This is a genomic window from Caulobacter sp. FV1ye13L (assembly GCF_058681155.1).
Window position 1 is genome coordinate 2,330,708 of sequence record NZ_CM178732.1, and the last position, 16,719, is coordinate 2,347,426.

General features: G+C 66.5%; 13 protein-coding genes and 1 pseudogene. 5 read left to right on the forward strand and 9 right to left on the reverse strand.

Annotated features, from left to right (window positions below):
- Positions 1-58 precede the first annotated feature (58 nt).
- Both ACW176_RS11165 and ACW176_RS11170 read left to right on the forward strand, forming a co-directional pair.
- The gene (locus tag ACW176_RS11165) at positions 59-940 is read left to right on the forward strand and encodes an SDR family oxidoreductase (protein ID WP_492109177.1); all 882 of its coding nucleotides are present in this window, start codon (positions 59-61) and stop codon (positions 938-940) included.
- 118 nt (positions 941-1,058) lie between these two features.
- A complete protein-coding gene (locus tag ACW176_RS11170) occupies positions 1,059-1,883 on the forward strand; it encodes a MetQ/NlpA family ABC transporter substrate-binding protein (RefSeq protein ID WP_492109178.1) in 825 nt (274 codons plus the stop codon).
- Positions 1,884-1,968: 85 nt separating this feature from the next.
- Here the strand turns inward: ACW176_RS11170 and ACW176_RS11175 are convergent, their stop codons facing one another.
- On the reverse strand, positions 1,969-3,195 hold the full coding sequence (locus tag ACW176_RS11175) for a PQQ-dependent sugar dehydrogenase (RefSeq protein WP_492109179.1): 1,227 nt from the start codon (positions 3,193-3,195) through the stop codon (positions 1,969-1,971).
- 164 nt (positions 3,196-3,359) lie between these two features.
- Between ACW176_RS11175 and ACW176_RS11180 the strand changes: the two genes are divergently transcribed.
- The gene (locus ACW176_RS11180) at positions 3,360-5,099 is read left to right on the forward strand and encodes a PAS domain-containing protein (protein WP_492109180.1); all 1,740 of its coding nucleotides are present in this window, start codon (positions 3,360-3,362) and stop codon (positions 5,097-5,099) included.
- A gap of 107 nt (positions 5,100-5,206) precedes the next feature.
- Here ACW176_RS11180 and kynU read toward each other — a convergent pair whose 3' ends face one another.
- Positions 5,207-6,607: a kynureninase gene (kynU, locus tag ACW176_RS11185; RefSeq protein WP_492109181.1), complete on the reverse strand. Its 1,401-nt coding sequence runs from the start codon at positions 6,605-6,607 to the stop codon at positions 5,207-5,209.
- Here kynU and ACW176_RS11190 point away from each other — a divergent pair.
- Positions 6,552-6,767, forward strand: a pseudogene (locus tag ACW176_RS11190) (heme-binding protein); the annotation flags it as partial. The gene kynU and the pseudogene ACW176_RS11190 overlap by 56 nt on opposite strands.
- Positions 6,768-6,838: 71 nt before the next feature.
- Here the strand turns inward: ACW176_RS11190 and ACW176_RS11195 are convergent.
- The 5 genes from ACW176_RS11195 to ACW176_RS11215 form a co-directional block, all read right to left on the reverse strand.
- Positions 6,839-8,344 (reverse strand): serine hydrolase domain-containing protein, encoded by a 1,506-nt coding sequence (locus tag ACW176_RS11195; protein ID WP_492109182.1) that lies wholly within the window; start codon positions 8,342-8,344, stop codon positions 6,839-6,841.
- Positions 8,345-8,521: 177 nt separating this feature from the next.
- Positions 8,522-8,941 (reverse strand): AAA-type ATPase lid domain-containing protein, encoded by a 420-nt coding sequence (locus tag ACW176_RS11200; RefSeq protein ID WP_492109183.1) that lies wholly within the window; start codon positions 8,939-8,941, stop codon positions 8,522-8,524.
- Between the two features lie 85 nt (positions 8,942-9,026).
- On the reverse strand, positions 9,027-10,445 hold the full coding sequence (locus ACW176_RS11205) for an MFS transporter (RefSeq protein WP_492109184.1): 1,419 nt from the start codon (positions 10,443-10,445) through the stop codon (positions 9,027-9,029).
- 5 nt (positions 10,446-10,450) lie between these two features.
- A complete protein-coding gene (locus ACW176_RS11210) occupies positions 10,451-11,128 on the reverse strand; it encodes a nitroreductase (protein WP_492109185.1) in 678 nt (225 codons plus the stop codon).
- 209 nt (positions 11,129-11,337) lie between these two features.
- A complete protein-coding gene (locus ACW176_RS11215) occupies positions 11,338-12,696 on the reverse strand; it encodes a spinster family MFS transporter (RefSeq protein ID WP_492109186.1) in 1,359 nt (452 codons plus the stop codon).
- Positions 12,697-12,877: 181 nt separating this feature from the next.
- On the opposite strand from ACW176_RS11215, the gene ACW176_RS11220 reads away from it, so the two are divergent.
- Positions 12,878-14,518, forward strand: a complete 1,641-nt coding sequence (locus ACW176_RS11220; protein WP_492109187.1) for a flavin-containing monooxygenase — start codon at positions 12,878-12,880, stop codon at positions 14,516-14,518.
- Positions 14,519-14,560: 42 nt separating this feature from the next.
- Here the strand turns inward: ACW176_RS11220 and ACW176_RS11225 are convergent, their stop codons facing one another.
- On the reverse strand, positions 14,561-15,091 hold the full coding sequence (locus ACW176_RS11225) for a nuclear transport factor 2 family protein (RefSeq protein ID WP_492109188.1): 531 nt from the start codon (positions 15,089-15,091) through the stop codon (positions 14,561-14,563).
- 27 nt (positions 15,092-15,118) lie between these two features.
- Positions 15,119-16,684 carry a glucose 1-dehydrogenase gene (locus ACW176_RS11230; protein WP_492109189.1) on the reverse strand — a complete coding sequence of 522 codons (1,566 nt, stop codon included), beginning with the start codon at positions 16,682-16,684 and terminating at the stop codon, positions 15,119-15,121.
- Positions 16,685-16,719 lie beyond the last annotated feature (35 nt).

Genomic DNA, 16,719 nt, shown 5'->3' on the forward strand with positions numbered 1-16,719 from the left:
CGGAGCTTAGGTGGTTTCATATGTAGTGCAGGTCTCATTTCGAGACCAGGACTTCAAGATGAGCGCTTCTTCTCCCAAGCTTCTTGTGACCGGCGCCGGCGGCCAACTGGGCCGACGCGTGGTCGAACTGCTGCTGCAAGCCGGCGCCGATGTGGTGGCGGCGTCGCGCGATCCGTCCAAGCTGGCAGATCTGGTCGAGCGGGGCGCCGAGGCGCGCCGGGCCGACTTTGATGACCCCGCCTCGCTCGCCTCGGCCTTCGCCGGCGTCGACCGCCTGCTGCTGATCAGCACCGACGCCCTGGGTCAGCCGGGCCAGCGCATCGGCCAGCAACGCGCCGCCGTGGCCGCCGCCGTGGCGGCCGGCGTCAAGCACATCGTCTACACCTCGGCCCCGGCTCCGACCCCCAAGGCGGGCGGCGGCGTCATGGACGACCATTTCTGGACCGAGCAGGCGATCATCGCCTCGGGTCTGGACTGGACCCTGCTGCGCCACAACCTCTATGCCGAGATGATCCTGATGGGCGCTGGGCAGGCCGTGGCCGGCGGACAGCTGTTCACCGCCACGGGCGGCCTTGGTCGCTCCTACGTCACCCGCGAAGACTGCGCCCGCACCGACGCCTCAGCCCTGCTGCATGCGAAGGGGCGCCAGATCCTGGACGTGACCGGGCCTGAAGCCATGACCCAGGACCAGCTTGCCGCGCTCCTGTCCGAGGTGTCGGGGCGTCCCGTCGCCCATATCGGCCTTACCGCCGAGCAGCTGCGCGGTGGTTTGACCGGCGCGGGTCTGCCCGACTTTGTGGCCGACATGCTGACCGACTTCGATGTCGCCGCCGCTCAGGGCTATCATGCGGTGCTCACGCCGACGGTCGAGGCGCTGACCGGGCGCAAGCCTGGGACGGTGCGCGACTTCCTGCTGGCCAACAAGGCAGCGCTGGGCTGACGGGAGCGTCAGGTGGGGGAGGGGCAAGACTCTCCCACCCTGATCAGGAAATCTGATTTCATAAGGCGATCGAAACGGGGCAAAACCCAACTCGATTTATCGTCTTGTGGAGCCGTTCATGGTCGCCCGTCGCGCTTTTGTCGCCCTCAGCCTCGCCGCTTCCGTGCTGACCCTTGGGGCTCTCGCCGCCTGCGGTCAGAAGCCCGCCGCTTCCTCAAGCGCTTCCGACACCCTGACCGTCGCCGCCACGGCCATCCCGCACGCCGAGGTGCTCGAGTTCATCAAGCCCAAGCTGGCCGAGCAGGGCCTGAAGATCGAGATCAAGGTCTTCAACGACTACGTCCAGCCCAACACCCAGGTCGCCGAGAAGCGCATCGACGTCAGCTATTTCCAGACGCTGCCGTATCTGGAGACCTTCAACAGGGACAAGGGCACGAACCTGATCGCGATCAAGGGCGTGCACATCGAGCCGATCGGCGCCTATTCGGTCAGGTACAAGACCATCGCCGAGCTGCCGCAGGGCGCCACCGTGGCCATTCCCAACGACGCCAGCACCGAGGGGCGCGCCCTGCTGCTGCTGTCGCGCAACAACGTCATCACCCTGAAGGACCCGGCCAATCCGCTGTCGAGCCTCAAGGACATCGCCGCCAATCCCAAGGGGCTGAAGTTCAAGGAACTGGAAGGCGCGACCCTGCCGCGCGTGCTCAACCAGGTGGACCTGGCGATCATCAACACCAACTACGCCCTCGACGCCAAGCTGAACCCGTCCAAGGACGCCCTGCTGATCGAGGACAGCAAAAGCCCCTATGTCAACTATCTGGTCGGCCGGCCCGACAACAAGGACGACCCTCGCGTCCAGAAACTGGCCGCCGCCCTGACGACGCCTGAAGTGGCTGCATTCATGGCTCAGAAGTACCAAGGCGCGGTGGTGCCGGCCTTCTAGAACACAAGAGAGTTGGGCGATCCGGCGGGGGTCACGGGGAAAGCCCCGCGTCACCGCCGTCTCGTCGGCGCTCATGCCCCTGACCCTAGGGCTTGGGGACCACCCGCAGCAGCTTGCCGTCGTCCGCGTCTGTCAGCAGGTAGACCGCGCCGTCGGGGCCGACGCGAACATCACGGATCCGCTGGTCGAGTTCCTCGAACAGGCGCTCTTCGCCCACCACCCTGTCATCCTTCAGCGTCAGGCGCGCGACGTGTTGCCCCCGCAGCGCGCCGACCAGCACGCTACCCTTCCAGGCGGGGAAAAGATCGGCCTGATAGAAGACCATGCCCGAGGGGGCGATAACCGGATCCCAGTAATAGACCGGCTGTTCCAGACCGGCCTTGGCGGTGATCCCGTCGCCGATTGGCCTGCCGGAATACTCCTCGCCATAGGTGGCGGTCGGCCAACCGTAGTCCTTGCCGGCCTCCGGGTGGTTCAACTCGTCGCCGCCCTTGGCGCCGTGCTCCACAGTCCAAAGGCGGCCCGACGGATCCAGCGCAGCGGCCTGCAGGTTGCGGTGGCCGGCGGACCAGATCTCGGGCTTCGCGCCGGCCTTGCCGACATAGGGGTTGTCCGAGGGGATCGAGCCGTCGGAACTGATGCGGATCACCTTGCCTAGGGCGCCATCCAGACGCTGGGCCTGCATGCGGCCTTCCTGGATGGAGCGATCGCCCGTGGTGATGAACAGCGTGCCATCCGTGGCGAAGACCAGGCGGCCGCCGAAGTGCAGGCTGGAGTTCAGCTTGGGCGTCTGGCTCCAGATCACCTGCACGCCTTCTATGCGCGGGGAGGGGCCGCTGATCAGCTTGCCGCGCGCCGCCGCCGTGCCGTTGCCGCCTTCGCCGGCCTGGGCGTAGGTCCAGTAGATCAGGCCGTTGCTGGCGAAGTTCGGATCGACCGCCACGTCCAGCAGGCCGCCCTGGCCGTTGGCGTCGACCGCAGGCAGGCCGGCCACGGGTGTCGACAGCTGGCCATTGGCGCCCACCAGGCGCAGTCGTCCGGCGCGTTCGGTGACCAGTCTGGTCCCGTCCGGCAGGAAGGCCAGACCCCAGGGGTGGTCCAGGCCGCCGACCACGGTCTCGACGCTATAGGTCACGCCCAGCGCCTGGCTGGGCGCGCGGGTCTGGCCGGCGAAGGCGGGCTTCTGGTCGGGCGCATTGGCGGCCCGGGTCTCGACCGGCGGGCTCGAACCATCCTGGGTCGCGGGGGCGTCGGGGGCGGGGCCACAGGCGCACATGACCAGGGCGAGGAGGGGGAGAAGGTGCGTTTGCATGGGACGAACCTTAAACGAGCCGTCGGGCTCGGCAATCTCAATCCTCGACCGACCGCGGGCTTGGGTGAGCAAGGTTTGTGCAGGGCGCGGGGTGACGCCTTGCATCGCTTCGGTCATCATCGACTCTGTCGAGCGCCGCGACGTCGGAAAGCCACCAGAGCCGCATGAACGACAGTGAAATCAGGCTGGAAATCGCCACCCGCGCCGCCGGCATCGGCATATGGGACTGGGACCTGCTGACGGATCAGATCGTCTATTCGCCGGTGGCGCGCGTCATCAGCGGTTTCGATCTGGACCAGGCGATCAGCATCGAAGACGTCCGGGCCCTAACCCACTGTGAGGACAGCGGTCACGCGGCTGACATGGCGGCCAAGGCCCTGGATCCGGCGCTCCGCACACAGGTGGTCTACGAGTATCGCATCGTTCGGCCCGACGGAGCCGTGCGCAATGTGGTCGCCCATGGTGAAGCGATCTTCGCTCAGGTCGAGGGCGTCGAGCGGGCGGTGCGCTATATCGGCTCGCTGCAGGACGTCACCGAGCGCAAGCGGCTGGAGGAGGCCGAGCGCCGGGCCAGCGATCGCCTGCAACTGGCGCTGGACGCCGGCCGCATGGCGGTGTGGGACTATGATGTCGCCACCGAGTGTGTGAGTGGTTCACCTGAACTCTATCGCCTGCTGGGCTTTCCCGAGGATGCGCGGCCCAGCCTCGAAGCGCTGCGTGACGGATTCGAGCCTGAAGACGTAGGCTGCATCGCGCGAGCGGCTCAGGCGGCCTGGAAACGCGGCGAGCGTTTCCTCGAGGTCGAGTTCCGTTATCGCCGGCTGGATGGCGCCTGGTGCTGGTATCAACTGCGCGCCGAGATCAAGCTGGGCTCGACCGGATTGCGCCAGACCCTGCTGGGCGTGCTGGTTGATGTCACCGAGCGCAAATCCGCCGAGGATCGCCTGCGCGACAGTGAGGCGCGCTTTCGAGGCATGGCCGACTCCGCGCCCGCGCCGGTCTGGATCACGGGCATCGATGGCGGCATCGAGTTCGTCAACCAGGCCTTTGTCGAGATCGCGGGCGTAGAGGCCGGCAGCCTGCTGGGCGATGTCTGGATCCAGCTGATCCATGCTGACGACCTGATCCAGGTGGCCAGGGCCCGCATGGCCGCCCGCGAGACCCTCTCATCCTATACGTTCGAGGCGCGTTTCCAGCGGATCGACGGCGAGTATCGCTGGATGTTTGTCACCGCCAAGCCGCGCTTTGACCCCACGGGCGGCTTTCTTGGCTATGTCGGCCTGGCCATCGATCTGACTGACTTGCGCGCCGCAGAGACCCGTCAGCGTTTGCTGATCAACGAGCTCAATCACCGGGTCAAGAACACGCTGGCTTCGGTGCAATCGATCGCCCGCCAGACCCTGCGCGAGGGCCAGACCGCCGGCGCGGCGCGCGAGTTGCTGCTGGATCGGATCATGGCGATGTCTGTGGCCCACGATATCCTCACCCGCGAAAGCTGGGAGGGGGCGGCGGTGCACGATATCGTCCTCGGCGCGATCCAGCCCTTTGTCGGCCCGGACGCCGCGCGCATTCACGTCAGCGGGCCAGCCGGCCGCCTGGGGCCATCAGCCGCCCTGGCGCTCGCCCTGGCCCTGCACGAGCTGAGCACCAATGCGGTCAAGTATGGCGCGCTCTCGACCTGTGAGGGCCGCGTCGACATCGTGTGGGAGTCCAGCGAAGACGGGCCAAACGTCAAGCTGCGCTGGAAGGAGCATGGCGGTCCGCCGGTTTCGCCGCCGATCCGCAAGGGCTTTGGCTCGCGACTGCTGGACGGCGGCTTGGCGGCCGACCTTGGCGGCCGCCCCACCTTGCTTTTCGCCCCCGACGGGGTCGAGGCGGTGGTGCCGATCGTGCTGACGGACTGACTTACGGCGCTGGCAAGCCGCCGCTGTGAGGCGCGCCGATGCCGGGCTGACGAACTGTCACACCACATTGGCCCGAGCGGACGAGGGCGCCATGCGCCGCCTCGTCTTCAGGTGACGGCGTCGACGGCCGCGTAGGCCGGCTCGCGCCAGATCTGCTTGTCGATGATCACGGCCAAACGGTCGACCGCGTCCCAGATATCGACGAACCGCAGATGCAACGGCGCGAAGCCGAAACGCATGGTGGCCGGCGCGCGGAAGTCGCCGATCACGCCGCCCGCGATCAGGGCCTTCATGATCGGATAGCCTGACGGATGGTCATAGGCGATGTGGCCGCCACGGTCGGCGGGGTTGGTCGGGCTGCAGAGCACGAAGCCGGCGTCGGCCAGACGGGTCTCCATCAGATCCTGGAACAGTCGGCCCAGCGCCAGCGACTTGGCGCGGATGGCCGTGGTCCCGGCTCGCTCGGTCATGTCGATCCCGGCTTCGGTGGCGACCATGCTGAGGATCGGCTGGGTGCCGGTCAGCATCTTGCCGATGCCCTCGGCGGGACGATAGTCGCGGTCAAAGGCGAACGGCGCGCCGTGGCCCCACCAGCCGGTCATCGGCTGGACCGCCGCGCCCTGGTGGCGGCTGGCGACGAACAGGAAGGCCGGGCTGCCAGGCCCGCCGTTCAGGTACTTGTAGGTGCAGCCCACGGCGAAGTCCGCGTCGCAGCCATTGAGGTCCACAGGCATGGCGCCAGCGCTGTGGCACAGGTCCCAGACGGCCAGAGCGCCGTGGGCGTGGGCCTTGGTTGTGATCCCGGCCATGTCGAGGACGTGGGCGGTCTTGTAGTGGGCCTGGGTCAGGACCACGGCGGCGACATCGTCGTCGATGGCGGCGTCGATGGCGTCCTTCTCGGCGAAGCGGATCTGGTGACCCTTGCACAAGGACTCGATCAGCCCCTGAACCATGTAGTTGTTGGTCGGGAAGTTGCTGCCTTCCATGACGATCACGCGCCGATCCGGGCGCAGGGCCAGAGCGGCGGAGACGACGCGAAAGAGGTTCAGGCTGGTCCCGTCTGTCAGCACGACCTCGCCCGGACCCGCGCCGATCAGGCCGGCCAGACGATCGCCGAGGCGATAGGGCAGGGCGAACCACCCGGACTTGTTCCAGCTGGTGATCAGGCCATCGGCCCATTCCTCCTGCGCTGACTGTGCGACGCGCGCCAGGGCGGCCCTGGGCGCGGGGCCTAGCGAGTTGCCGTTCAGATAGACCACGCCCTCGGGCAGGGCGAACTCGGCGACGAAGGCGGCTAGCGGATCGGCGGCGTCCATCGCCTCGGCGGCGGCGCGGGAGAGTGAGTCTGACATGGCCCCCGCTATAGGCGCAAAGCTGGAGGCCGTCATGCCGGAGGCTTGCCCTTGTAGGTGTCGGCGCCAGCCCAGCCGCTCGACGAGCGAAAAAATCGCCATGACCGCGCCGGTCACCCAGATCCAGAGCGTCAGCGAATGGGTCGTGCGCTTCACGATGCCCCGCGCCTCTGCGATGAACACGCTGCCAAAAATCAATGATCCGAGGGTACAGCTGCGGGCGCATCCACCGACCCGCTTTGCGGTGCGGCGGTTCTCCGGTCTGGCCGGCAAGGACGACGTCGCCGCCAAAACGGGTGAGCTCGAAAAACTCGCCGGAAAACAAAATCTGCGCGCCATCGGCTCGGCCTCACTGGCCCATTTTGCCCCCCCCGTGGACCCGCTGGTCTATGCAGCGCAATGTCGAAGCTCGGCAGCGGCGCCGGGGTGTGGATGTCTGGATCCTGGGGCCGCGCTGGTGTTTGGAGATGACACGCAGTCGGAGGGGCGAGTCCTGACGGCTAGCGGAAGAGGAAGATGTTGTCGTCCCGCGTCCCGCGTCCAGCCGACCTGCAGGCCAAGCTGCGCGCCATTCACCATGAGGCGATAGCGTGAGAGCTCGCCGCCGGACACGGTGTGGCTTTCTAGGAACGCGATGGCCTCGGGCTTTCCGCCGATCCGCTCGGATGCGTCCTCGCCGCTCACCTTCTCGCCCAGTAAAACCTCGGGCAAGGCGAACGCGTTGTCCCCCGCAAGGAAGGCCCGCAGCCGCTCGTCGCGGCGCGGTGATTGCGGACGTGCCGGGAGGCCGAGGGTCGTGACGCCTGGAGCGAACGCCTCCACGGCGCTCTCGACCAGGGTCTGCATCGCCAGCTTGGGCGGCGAGTTGAAGGTCACCGCGACTAGCAGCTGCTCGGCCGGATAGTATTGGACATAGGTCGCGAAGCCCGGCACGCCGCCGGAATGGTAGTGCACAGGCTTGCCGCGCACCTGGTCGATGAACCAGCCCAGGCCATAGCCCGTCGACGACCCGGACCTTAGTGTTCCGGCCTTGAACATCTCGGCGACACGCGAGGCGCTGGTAAGGCGGGAGACCTCGATAGCCTGGAGCCACGGCGCCCAGTCCAGCGATGAGAACAGTACGCCGCCATCGGGCATGGACGAGACGGCGTTCTCCATTCGGATCGCATGTATCAGCTTGTCGCCCTTGAGCTCGTAGGGCTCCGCCCGGCCGGGAATGGGTTCGCCCGCCGCGTCAGGCCGGGCAAGCCTTGTGCCGGCCAGCGTGAAAAGGCGCTGGGTCACATAGTCCGGATAGGTCTGTCCGCCGGCGGCCTCGATCGCATAGCCCAGCAGCACATAGCCGCTGTTGGAGTAGCTCCAGGCCTCGCCCGGCGCGAAAGCCGGCCCCTTGAGGGCGTTCAGAAAGGCTTCGCGTGAGTAAGGCCGATCCCAGTCAAAGCCATTTTCGTAGTCCGGAACGCCGCCGGTGTGGCCCAGGAGGTCGCGGATTGGGATGGCGGCAATCCAGTTCGGCAACCCCGTAACCGCGCGGCCAATCGGCCAGTCTAACTGTAGCTTGCCCGCCTCGACGAGTTGCAAGATTGCCAGCGCCGTCACGTGCTTGCCGACGGATCCGATCTGGAAAAGGGTCTTCGGCGTCACGGGAACATCGAAGGGGATCGACGCCCGGCCATAGGGCAGGAAGGCCCGCAACCGTCCGCCCTGGACGACCGTGATCGCTGCGCCTGCGACGTTGGCCCCGGCGAGATCAGCGGTGAGCGCCTTTTCCACGCTACTTGGGAAATGCGGCGTCGTTTCGTCGGCGGCCTCATCACCCCAGGCCGGCGCCCCGGTCAGAAACGCTGCCGCGCCTGAAGCAGAAAGGAAACCACGTCGATCTACCTTGAACATGCGGCACCCTACCGGACCCTGGCTGACTGTCGCACATCACTCAAAGCTCCACCACGCTGCAAACTCGAGCGGTGTGTCGAATGGTTAGCCCCCGAGGACGACGGATCTGCCGACAAAGTCTGCTTTCTGGAGCGGTCCGAACCACTGCTCATGGCGCATACGGCGCAGAGCGCTGGATTACTTTCGACGGTGGCGGGTCAGGTCGATGCCATGGCGTTCGACCTTGTTGTAAAAGGTCTTGCGAGGGATGCGCAGCACCTCCAGCGTCGAGCGGATATCGCCCGCATTGGCGGCCAAAGTCTCCTCGATGACCCGAGCCTCATATGGTGCGACGCGTTCCGGTAGAGGCGCAAGCTCGGTCGTTGGGCTTATCCCGCTTTCGTCGGCCAGCCCAAGGGCGACGGGCTGGGCATAGTGGCTCAGCTCCCGAACCTTGCCGGGCCAGGTGTGATTGTGAAGTCGCCAGCGCACCTTGTCGTCAACCACCGGCGGCGGGCCGTCGAGCCGTTCGCAGGCGCGGGCCAGGAAGTGCGCGAACAGGAGCTGCGTCCCGGACCGGAACCTGCTCACGACGCCCGTTGGCGAACCACCGGCCAAACGCGCCCCACCCCGCACGGCGCCAATAGGTCGCCGCTGAGCGGCCAACCTGACAGCTCCCCGATCGCCTCAGGAGCGCGCGCCGTCAGGGCGGCGATCCAAGCGCCGATGCGTGTGAGGTCTGCGCGGCGTCACGCGCCTCAAGCGCCTTGCGGATCTCATCATGCGCAGCCTTGTCCATGGTGTGGCCGACTATCAGGGCAGCGCCAGCAAGCGCCAAAAGGGCGGGCACGACGGCGAAGCTGACCGAGAGAACCAGTAATGCCAGAGCCGCATTCTCGGCCCCCAGGTCAGCCTTGAACCCAAAAAACTCCAGCGCGCTGACGGACGCAAAAACCGCGACCGCAGAGCCGATCTTTACGGCCCCGCTCAGCAAACCAAACATCAGACCGCTGCGATCCACGCCGCTCCTGAGACGCTCTTCGTCACTCAGGTCGGCCATCATGGCGCGCAGCAATACTGGCCCCGCGCTGTAGGGCAGGCCGGCAAGGATCATGGTCACGATCCCCCAGACCAGGCCCTCTGGCGCGATCAACACCGATACCTGTGCGACGGCATAGGCGACTGCGGCGATGGCCAGGGCGCGATGCTTGCCCATGGCCTGTCCCAGCCGCCCCCAAAGCGGCGCGCCAAGCAGTGCGCCGATAAAATAGAGCAGCAGCAGCAGGCCGGCTTCGGAACGGTCCCAGCCGCGGATGGCGTCAAAATAGAAGAAGAACAGGGTTCCGGCGATGACCGGGCCCGTGCCGAGAAGAATATCCGACGCCAGCAATCGCATGATCGATGGCCGGCGCATCAAATCCAGATAGTGGCGCCAGGTTGCAGACTGGGTGTTCGGCGGCGACGCCGGCTCGTGAATTGAAAGCAGCGCCAGAAGGATGGCCACGGGCAGGCTCAACACAACGAACCAGCCCATGGCCCGCACGCCCTGCCCGTAATCGAGCCCGAAGCCGATTTTCATCAGCGGCGGCATGGCGAGCACAATGAGCATGCCCGCGACGGTGAAGCCCTGCCACCAACTGAAGACGCGCGCGCGCTGCCCATATTCCGGAGCCAGTCGGGCCGCCCAGGTGACGTGCGCCATCGTCGCCATGGACTGGCCCAGAAACCCCAGGACCAGCCAGAACAGGATGTAGTTTCCGTCGATGCCCGGGCGCGCCATGAACAGCATCCAGACCGCGAGGACGGCAATGGGCAGGCCGCCCACCAGCCAGGGCTTGAACCGGCCAAAGCGCGTGTTCGTCCTGTCGATCAGGAACCCGAGGGTCGGATCCAGCCACAAATCGAAAAGTCGAACGATGCCGAAGGCCAGTCCGATAGCACTCAGGCTGACGCCCAGATCCGTGGCGTAGTAATTGGGAAGATAGACGACGACGGGCATGAGCATCGCCGCCACCGGAACGCAGGGCAGGGCAAAGGCCGCCAAGCGCCAAGTTCCTAGAGGCCTTTGGCCGCTGTTTGCGCCATCAGCCCGGCGAGCCGGCGTCGGAAGTCCCTCCGCCACCGACGCTAGTCGCCAAAGCCGACAAACACCGCCGCTTCCGCCACCGACTTGCGCTCGGACACCACGGCATTGGCCGGGAAGCTTTCATCCGGCCAGCCCAGGGCGATGCTTTTCATGATCACCTGATCGTCGGCAATGCCGGCATGCTCGCGAACCACCGGTGACTGCATGATGCCCTGGCTATTGATCACCGCGCCAAGGCCGCGAGACCAGGCGGCATTGACCAGGGCGGTGGCGACCGCGCCGCAGTCGAACGGCGTGTCGTCGCTGCCGTCGAGGACGCGGTCATAGGTGACGATCACGCAGACCGGCGCGTCAAACTGGCGAAAGCCGCGCAAGACCCAGTCCTGTCGGGCATCCTTGTCATCGCGCTCGATCCCCATCGCCGAGAACAGCTGCTTGGCGACCCCGACCTGTCTGTCGCGGTGCTGGCCGGCGAAGGTCTGGCCTGTCCGAAACTCCCGGGACTGCGGCACACCGGCGAGGGTTCGCTCGGTGTTGCCGGCGCGGATCCGCTCCAGCGGCTGGCCCGTGACGATGTAGAAATTCCACGGCTGGGTGTTCATCGACGATGGCGCACGCATCGCCAGCCCGATGATCTCCTCAATCAGAGCCCGGGGAACGGGGTCGGGCTTGTAGCCGCGGATGCTTCGGCGACCCAGGATAACGTCGTCAAACTGCATAGGGGAATCCTGAACCAACGCGCCCAGCTTGGAGCCATAAGGATTTATGCGGCTGTGGCAGCGACGCGGCAACCCATGTCGCGTTTCATCAGGGACCTTGCGCCAGTCTTCAAGCCATCAGAGCTCCTGTCGTCTCCGCGCATATCGAGGCGCGCCGTCGCGGCCCAGCTTGATGCAGTCATCAGGTTCTCGCTGGACGCAACGCGCGGTCAAGCCATCCCCATTGCGGCCTCGGTCGCGACCGCCGGTTTGGCCGCCATGCGTTTCGCCGCCAGGCCAAAACAGATGACTGACGCCAACATGGCGACCGAAGCGCCTGCGCAGGCGATGTTCAGACTTTGGACCGGCCCAAATCTCTGGCTGAGGAGATCGCTGGCCGATCCGACGGCTAGAGGTCCCAGCCCCAGACCAATCAAGCTTGTCAGGAAAAACAGTATCGCCGAGGCGGTCGCGCGGACGTTGGGGCTTGCCAGAACCTGAACCGAGGCGAAGGTCGGTCCATAGGCCATCGCGTGCAGGAAGACGCCGACCATCAGGGCGGCCAGGGCCAGCGTAAGGTTTGGCGCGAAAGGCATCAGGCCCAGGAACGGCGTGGAGGCCAGCAGGACAAACATCGGCTGTCGAGCATAGCCGGCGATGCCGCCGCGGGCGGCCCGGTCGGCCAGCCGGCCGCCGATCAACGTACCCGCGCCGCCGCCGAGGCCGATGATGAGTCCGAGGGCCAAACCGACCATGCCTGCAGGACCCAACCCAAGCTTGGCCCCCAGCAGGGTAAGCGCCTCACTGTGATTGCGAAGGAAAAGCGATCCGAAGAACGTAGACTGACCGTAGTAGGAAAATGACGTCAGCGCGGCGGCGAAGGCGATAAGCCAGAATGCGGGCTTGCCCTTCAGCTCGGCGAATGCCGCCATGAAGGACTGGAGACCTTTGGTCTGCATGGCGAGCGCGGGGCGTAGGCGACGCGGTTCGCGCAGGGTGACAATGGCGAGGACCGCCACACCCAACCCGGGCAATCCGGCGGCCATGAAGGCCGCGCGCCAGCCGAGGCTGTCGACGATGAGCCCGCCCATCGCCAAGCCCAAAAGCGATCCGAGGGGAATTCCAAGAGAATAGAAAGCCAGGGCCGAGGCCAGTTTGGCGCGCGGTGTGAACTCGGAAATCAGCGAATGGGCCGCCGGTGTACAGCCAGCCTCGCCGATGCCGACCCCGATCCGCGCCAGAATGAGTTGCGGGAAAGAGCGAGCCAAGCCGCAGACTGCGGTAAATGCGCTCCAGACGGCCAACGAGATCGCGATCAGCCGAACGCGGTCCCCGCGGTCGGCTAGGCGCGCCATCGGCAGGCCTACCGCCGAGTAGAAGAGAGCGAAGGCCAGGCCGCTAACCGCGCCGATCTGCCAGTCGGCGAGATGCAGTTCAGCCTTCATCGGTTCGGCCAGGATCGTGACGATCTGCCGATCGAGCATGTTGAGCGCGTAGATCAGCATCAACAGCACCAAGGCGTAGCGCCGATAGCCTGAGGACCACGCCGGTTGCTCGGTCGGGGATCCGATAGATGTCTCTTCAGCCATGGACCTGCTCGTTGCTTGTCAGATCCCTACGCTATGGGGGGCTCAGGCCGTGGGGCCCTCGCTGCCGCTGAAGGCGCTCAATATCGCCTATGTGATCTTGTTCCTTTGTACGAGCGCCGGGCTTGAGAACGGAATGCGCCACGCCGACCAGTAGCCGCCTCGCTGGTAGGGCCGCCCCGCAATGACCACTACGATCGCTGATTCACGCCGAGCGCAGGCGCGCCGCACCGACGCCATTGTCGTCGGCGCGGGCTTTGGCGGACTGTACGCGGTTCATCGGCTGCGGAGCGAAGGCCTGTCGGTGCTTGGCCTGGAGGCGGGCGGTGATGTCGGCGGGACCTGGTACTGGAACCGCTACCCGGGCGCCCGGTGCGACGTCACCAGCATCGACTATAGCTACGCCTTTTCGGAAGCGATCGAGCAGGCCTGGACCTGGAGCGAAACCTTCGCGGCCGGCTCCGAGATCCTGGCCTACGCCAACTTCGTCGCCGATCACCTGGACCTCAGACCCGCCTACCTTTTCGACACGCGGGTGGAAGCCATCACCTTCGACGATGAGCGGCGCGTCTGGACCCTGACCACCCAGCATGGCGACCGTTTCGAATCCGACTACCTGGTGATGGCCACCGGCCCGCTGTCCCTGCCCAAGCCTGTCGACATTCCAGGCTCCGACCGATTTGAAGGCGAGCTCTATCGCTCGGGCAAATGGCCCCATCACGAGGTCGATTTCCGGGGCAAGCGGGTGGGCCTGGTGGGCACCGGCTCTTCCGGCATCCAGATCGCGCCCGTGGTCGCCGAGACCTGTCAGTCGCTGACGGTCTTCCAGCGCACGCCGAGCTTCACGCTACCCATGCGCAACACGGCCATTTCGGAGGTCTACGCCGCACAGTTGAAGGCGAACATGGCGGGCCTGCGCGCTGTGGCCCGCACGACCTTCACCGGGGGGGTCCGGCCGCTCTCGACCCGCCCGCTGTTCAGCGTGACCGTCGAGGAGCGCAATGAACTCATGGAGGAGGCCTGGGCCAAGGGCGCACTGCAGTTTCTGGGCCTGTTCTCGGATCTTCTGACCAACGCCGCGGCCAACGAGATCGTCGCAGACTTCGTGCGCGACAAGATCGGCCAGACGGTCAAGGACCCGGTGACGGCCGAGAAGCTCAAGCCGCGCGGCTATCCGATCTATGCCCGCAGGCCGTGTCTCGACACCCAATACTACGAGACGTTCAACGCGCCGCACGTCTCGCTGGTGGACTGCTTCGAGGAACCGATCGTCGAATTCACCCCGGCGGGTCTGCGGACGGCCGGCCGCGAGATCGCGCTGGACGTGATCATCATGGCCACAGGCTATGACGCCCTGACCGGCCCGATGCTGGCCATCGACATCACGGGCCGCGATGGGCTGAAGCTCAGCGAAGACTGGCGCGATGGGCCAAAATCCTACCTGGCGCTTCTGATGCACGGCTTCCCGAACCTGTTCATCATCGGCGGCCCGAGCGGACCATCGATTCTGGCCAACTACATCCGGCTGGACGAGATGAACGTCGACTGGGTGGTGGACTGTATCCTGCACATGCGCCGCCAGGGCCTGGCGACCGTTGAGGCCACGGCCGACGCGCAAACGCGTTGGGGCCAGACCGTGTGCGAGATCGCGGATCGCACCCTCTATGTGAAGGCGGACACCTGGTACACCGGGACGAATATCGAGGGTAAGCCGCGCGGCTTCTTCGTCTTCGCCGGCGGCCTAAACCGTTATGCCGAGGTCTGCGCCGGGGTCGCGGCGGCGGGCTACGAAGGGTGCCACTTCACGGCGCGCAGCCCGGGTTAGGGCGAGGAAGGCGGGCGCAGCTAGGGCCGCGCCCGCCACCCGCTAGCCGTTTCGACCCAGGAACGCGTAGAGGGGGTCGTTGGGGAAACGGCCGCCCACCGGCGTGCGGGCCGCGAACCGGTCAGGATGTACGCCAGGTGTCGGTGCAGACTTCTCGATCCAGTCAAAGACGACCTGACGCGCGGCGATGCGCCAGTCGCCGTCGCGCTTTTCGAACCGGTCCAGGTAGCGGCCGCACATGTGCAGGACGACCAGCGACCCGTCGTCATCAGGTTGCCGGTGCAGGGCTGTAAACACGGACTCTACCGCGGCGGCCGACCCATTTTCGAAGGTGATCATGACATTGTGCACCTGATGAACTGCACGCTCAATGTGAGGCAGGACCGTCAGCGCCCAGTCGACGAACTCCGACGCCGTGCCTTTGAAGGCGCCGTGCTGATCAGGGCCTTCCGGCCAGGCCACCGAGCGCAGGGCCGCCTCGTCCATGCGATCGATACCCCGGCAATAGCGGTACAGGCACTGGCGGATCTGCTCGCTGTCCCAGAGTTGCTGTAGATTGGGTTGGTCTGCCATCTGGAGGTCTCGTGAAATGAACTGGGGTTACAGGATGTCGCTGGCGTCGCCGGCGTCGCCGAAGGCGGTCCAGCCGCCATCGACGCTGAGCGTGGCGCCGGTGACGTAGCTGGCGGCGGGCGAGGTCAGGAACGCGATGGTTCGGGCGACCTCCATGGGGTCTCCGAGGCGCCCGATGGGCGCACGGCGCTTGATAGAGTCGAACTGCGCTCGCCCTGCGGACTTGAGGGCCAGAACGGCGGGGGTCTCGATATAGCCGGGTGCGACCGTGTTCACACGGATGCCGGCGGAGGCCCATTCGCACGCCAGGCTGCGGGTCATCATCGTCACGGCCGCCTTGGCCGCGCAGTAGGCGTTGCGCCGGGGCAGGGCGCCCAGGCCCGCGATCGAGCCGATATTGACGATGACGCCCCCCTGACCCATTGCGCGCGCGGCCGCCTTGGCCGTCGCCAACGGCCCGCTGAAATTGATGTCGTAGACGCTGGTGAAGTCCTCGACGGTCTGATCCAGGGTGGGCTTGAACACGTCGGCGGCGCCGGCGTTGTTGACCAGAACGTCCAGGCGTCCCCAGCGAGCCGTGGCCTGGGCGAAGGCCGCCTCGACCGCAGGGATGTCGGTGATGTCGGCCTGGACGACGAGATGCCCCTCACCCAGCGCTTCGGCCAGCGCCTTGGCGCTCTGCGGGTCGCGCTCGATCACCAGAAGCCGATCCCCCGCGGCGTGAAACAGCTCCACGACGCAGCGGCCGATCCCTCGTCCGCCGCCGGTGATCGCGCTGACGCGGGGGGACGGCGCCGGAACGCTGGGCGCGGGCGCTGTCGAAGCCGGGCCGGCGCCGCCATAGACGGTGTAGGCGCCGTCCACGACCAGCGTCGCGCCCACGATGTAGCTGGCCGCCTCGCTGGCTAGAAAGAAGACACCCTCGGCCATCTCCTCGGGCTCGCCCATGCGCCCCAGAGGAATGCGGGCGAGCACCGTGGATGGGTTCAGAAGGCCGGCGTCGATCTGGTCCTGCACCATCTGGGTGCGGGTGTAGCCGGGCAGCACAGCGTTGACGCGGACACCCTGAGCCGCCCATTCGCAGGCCAGGGTGCGGGTCAGCGAGATCACGGCCGCCTTGCTGGCGCTGTAGCTGGTGCGCTTGGCCAGGGCGACAAGTCCTGCGCCGGAGGCTAGGTTGATAATCGCGCCATGGCCCTGGGCGGTCATGAGGCGTCCCGCCTCCCGCGCGGCCAGAAAGGCGCCCGTCACGTTGATCGACTGCAGCCATGCGACCTCTTCGGCCGTCTGGTCCAGGGTCGCGGTAGGCTGGGGGTCGGTCACGCCAGCGTTGTTGACCAGAACGTCGAGCCGCCCGAATTCGCGACGCACCCATTCGAAGCCCTCGCGAATCTGGGCTTCAGAGGAGACGTCCATCGCGATGGCGTGGTGGTCCGCGCCCAGGCTGGCGGCGCGCTCCAGGGCGCGTTCGAGGTTGCGGTCGGCGATCAACACCCGGTCGCCGGCCTGAGCAAAGCGCCGGCACGCCGCCCAGCCGATCCCGTCGGCCCCGCCGGTGACCAGGACCACTCGCGACGGCGTCTTGGAGGTCATGCTGTGCTCTGTGTGATGCGGGGGCGCCGCTGCGG

Bases quoted from the DNA above. Each gene is read 5' to 3' on its own strand.
- ACW176_RS11165 (WP_492109177.1), top strand. From the start codon at position 59: ATGAGCGCTTCTTCTCCCAAGCTTCTTGTGACCGGCGCCGGCGGCCAA.
- ACW176_RS11170 (WP_492109178.1), top strand. From the start codon at position 1,059: ATGGTCGCCCGTCGCGCTTTTGTCGCCCTCAGCCTCGCCGCTTCCGTG.
- ACW176_RS11175 (WP_492109179.1), bottom strand. From the start codon at position 3,195: ATGCAAACGCACCTTCTCCCCCTCCTCGCCCTGGTCATGTGCGCCTGT.
- ACW176_RS11180 (WP_492109180.1), top strand. From the start codon at position 3,360: ATGAACGACAGTGAAATCAGGCTGGAAATCGCCACCCGCGCCGCCGGC.
- ACW176_RS11195 (WP_492109182.1), bottom strand. From the start codon at position 8,344: ATGTTCAAGGTAGATCGACGTGGTTTCCTTTCTGCTTCAGGCGCGGCA.
- ACW176_RS11210 (WP_492109185.1), bottom strand. From the start codon at position 11,128: ATGCAGTTTGACGACGTTATCCTGGGTCGCCGAAGCATCCGCGGCTAC.
- ACW176_RS11215 (WP_492109186.1), bottom strand. From the start codon at position 12,696: ATGGCTGAAGAGACATCTATCGGATCCCCGACCGAGCAACCGGCGTGG.
- ACW176_RS11220 (WP_492109187.1), top strand. From the start codon at position 12,878: ATGACCACTACGATCGCTGATTCACGCCGAGCGCAGGCGCGCCGCACC.
- ACW176_RS11225 (WP_492109188.1), bottom strand. From the start codon at position 15,091: ATGGCAGACCAACCCAATCTACAGCAACTCTGGGACAGCGAGCAGATC.
- ACW176_RS11230 (WP_492109189.1), bottom strand. From the start codon at position 16,684: ATGACCTCCAAGACGCCGTCGCGAGTGGTCCTGGTCACCGGCGGGGCC.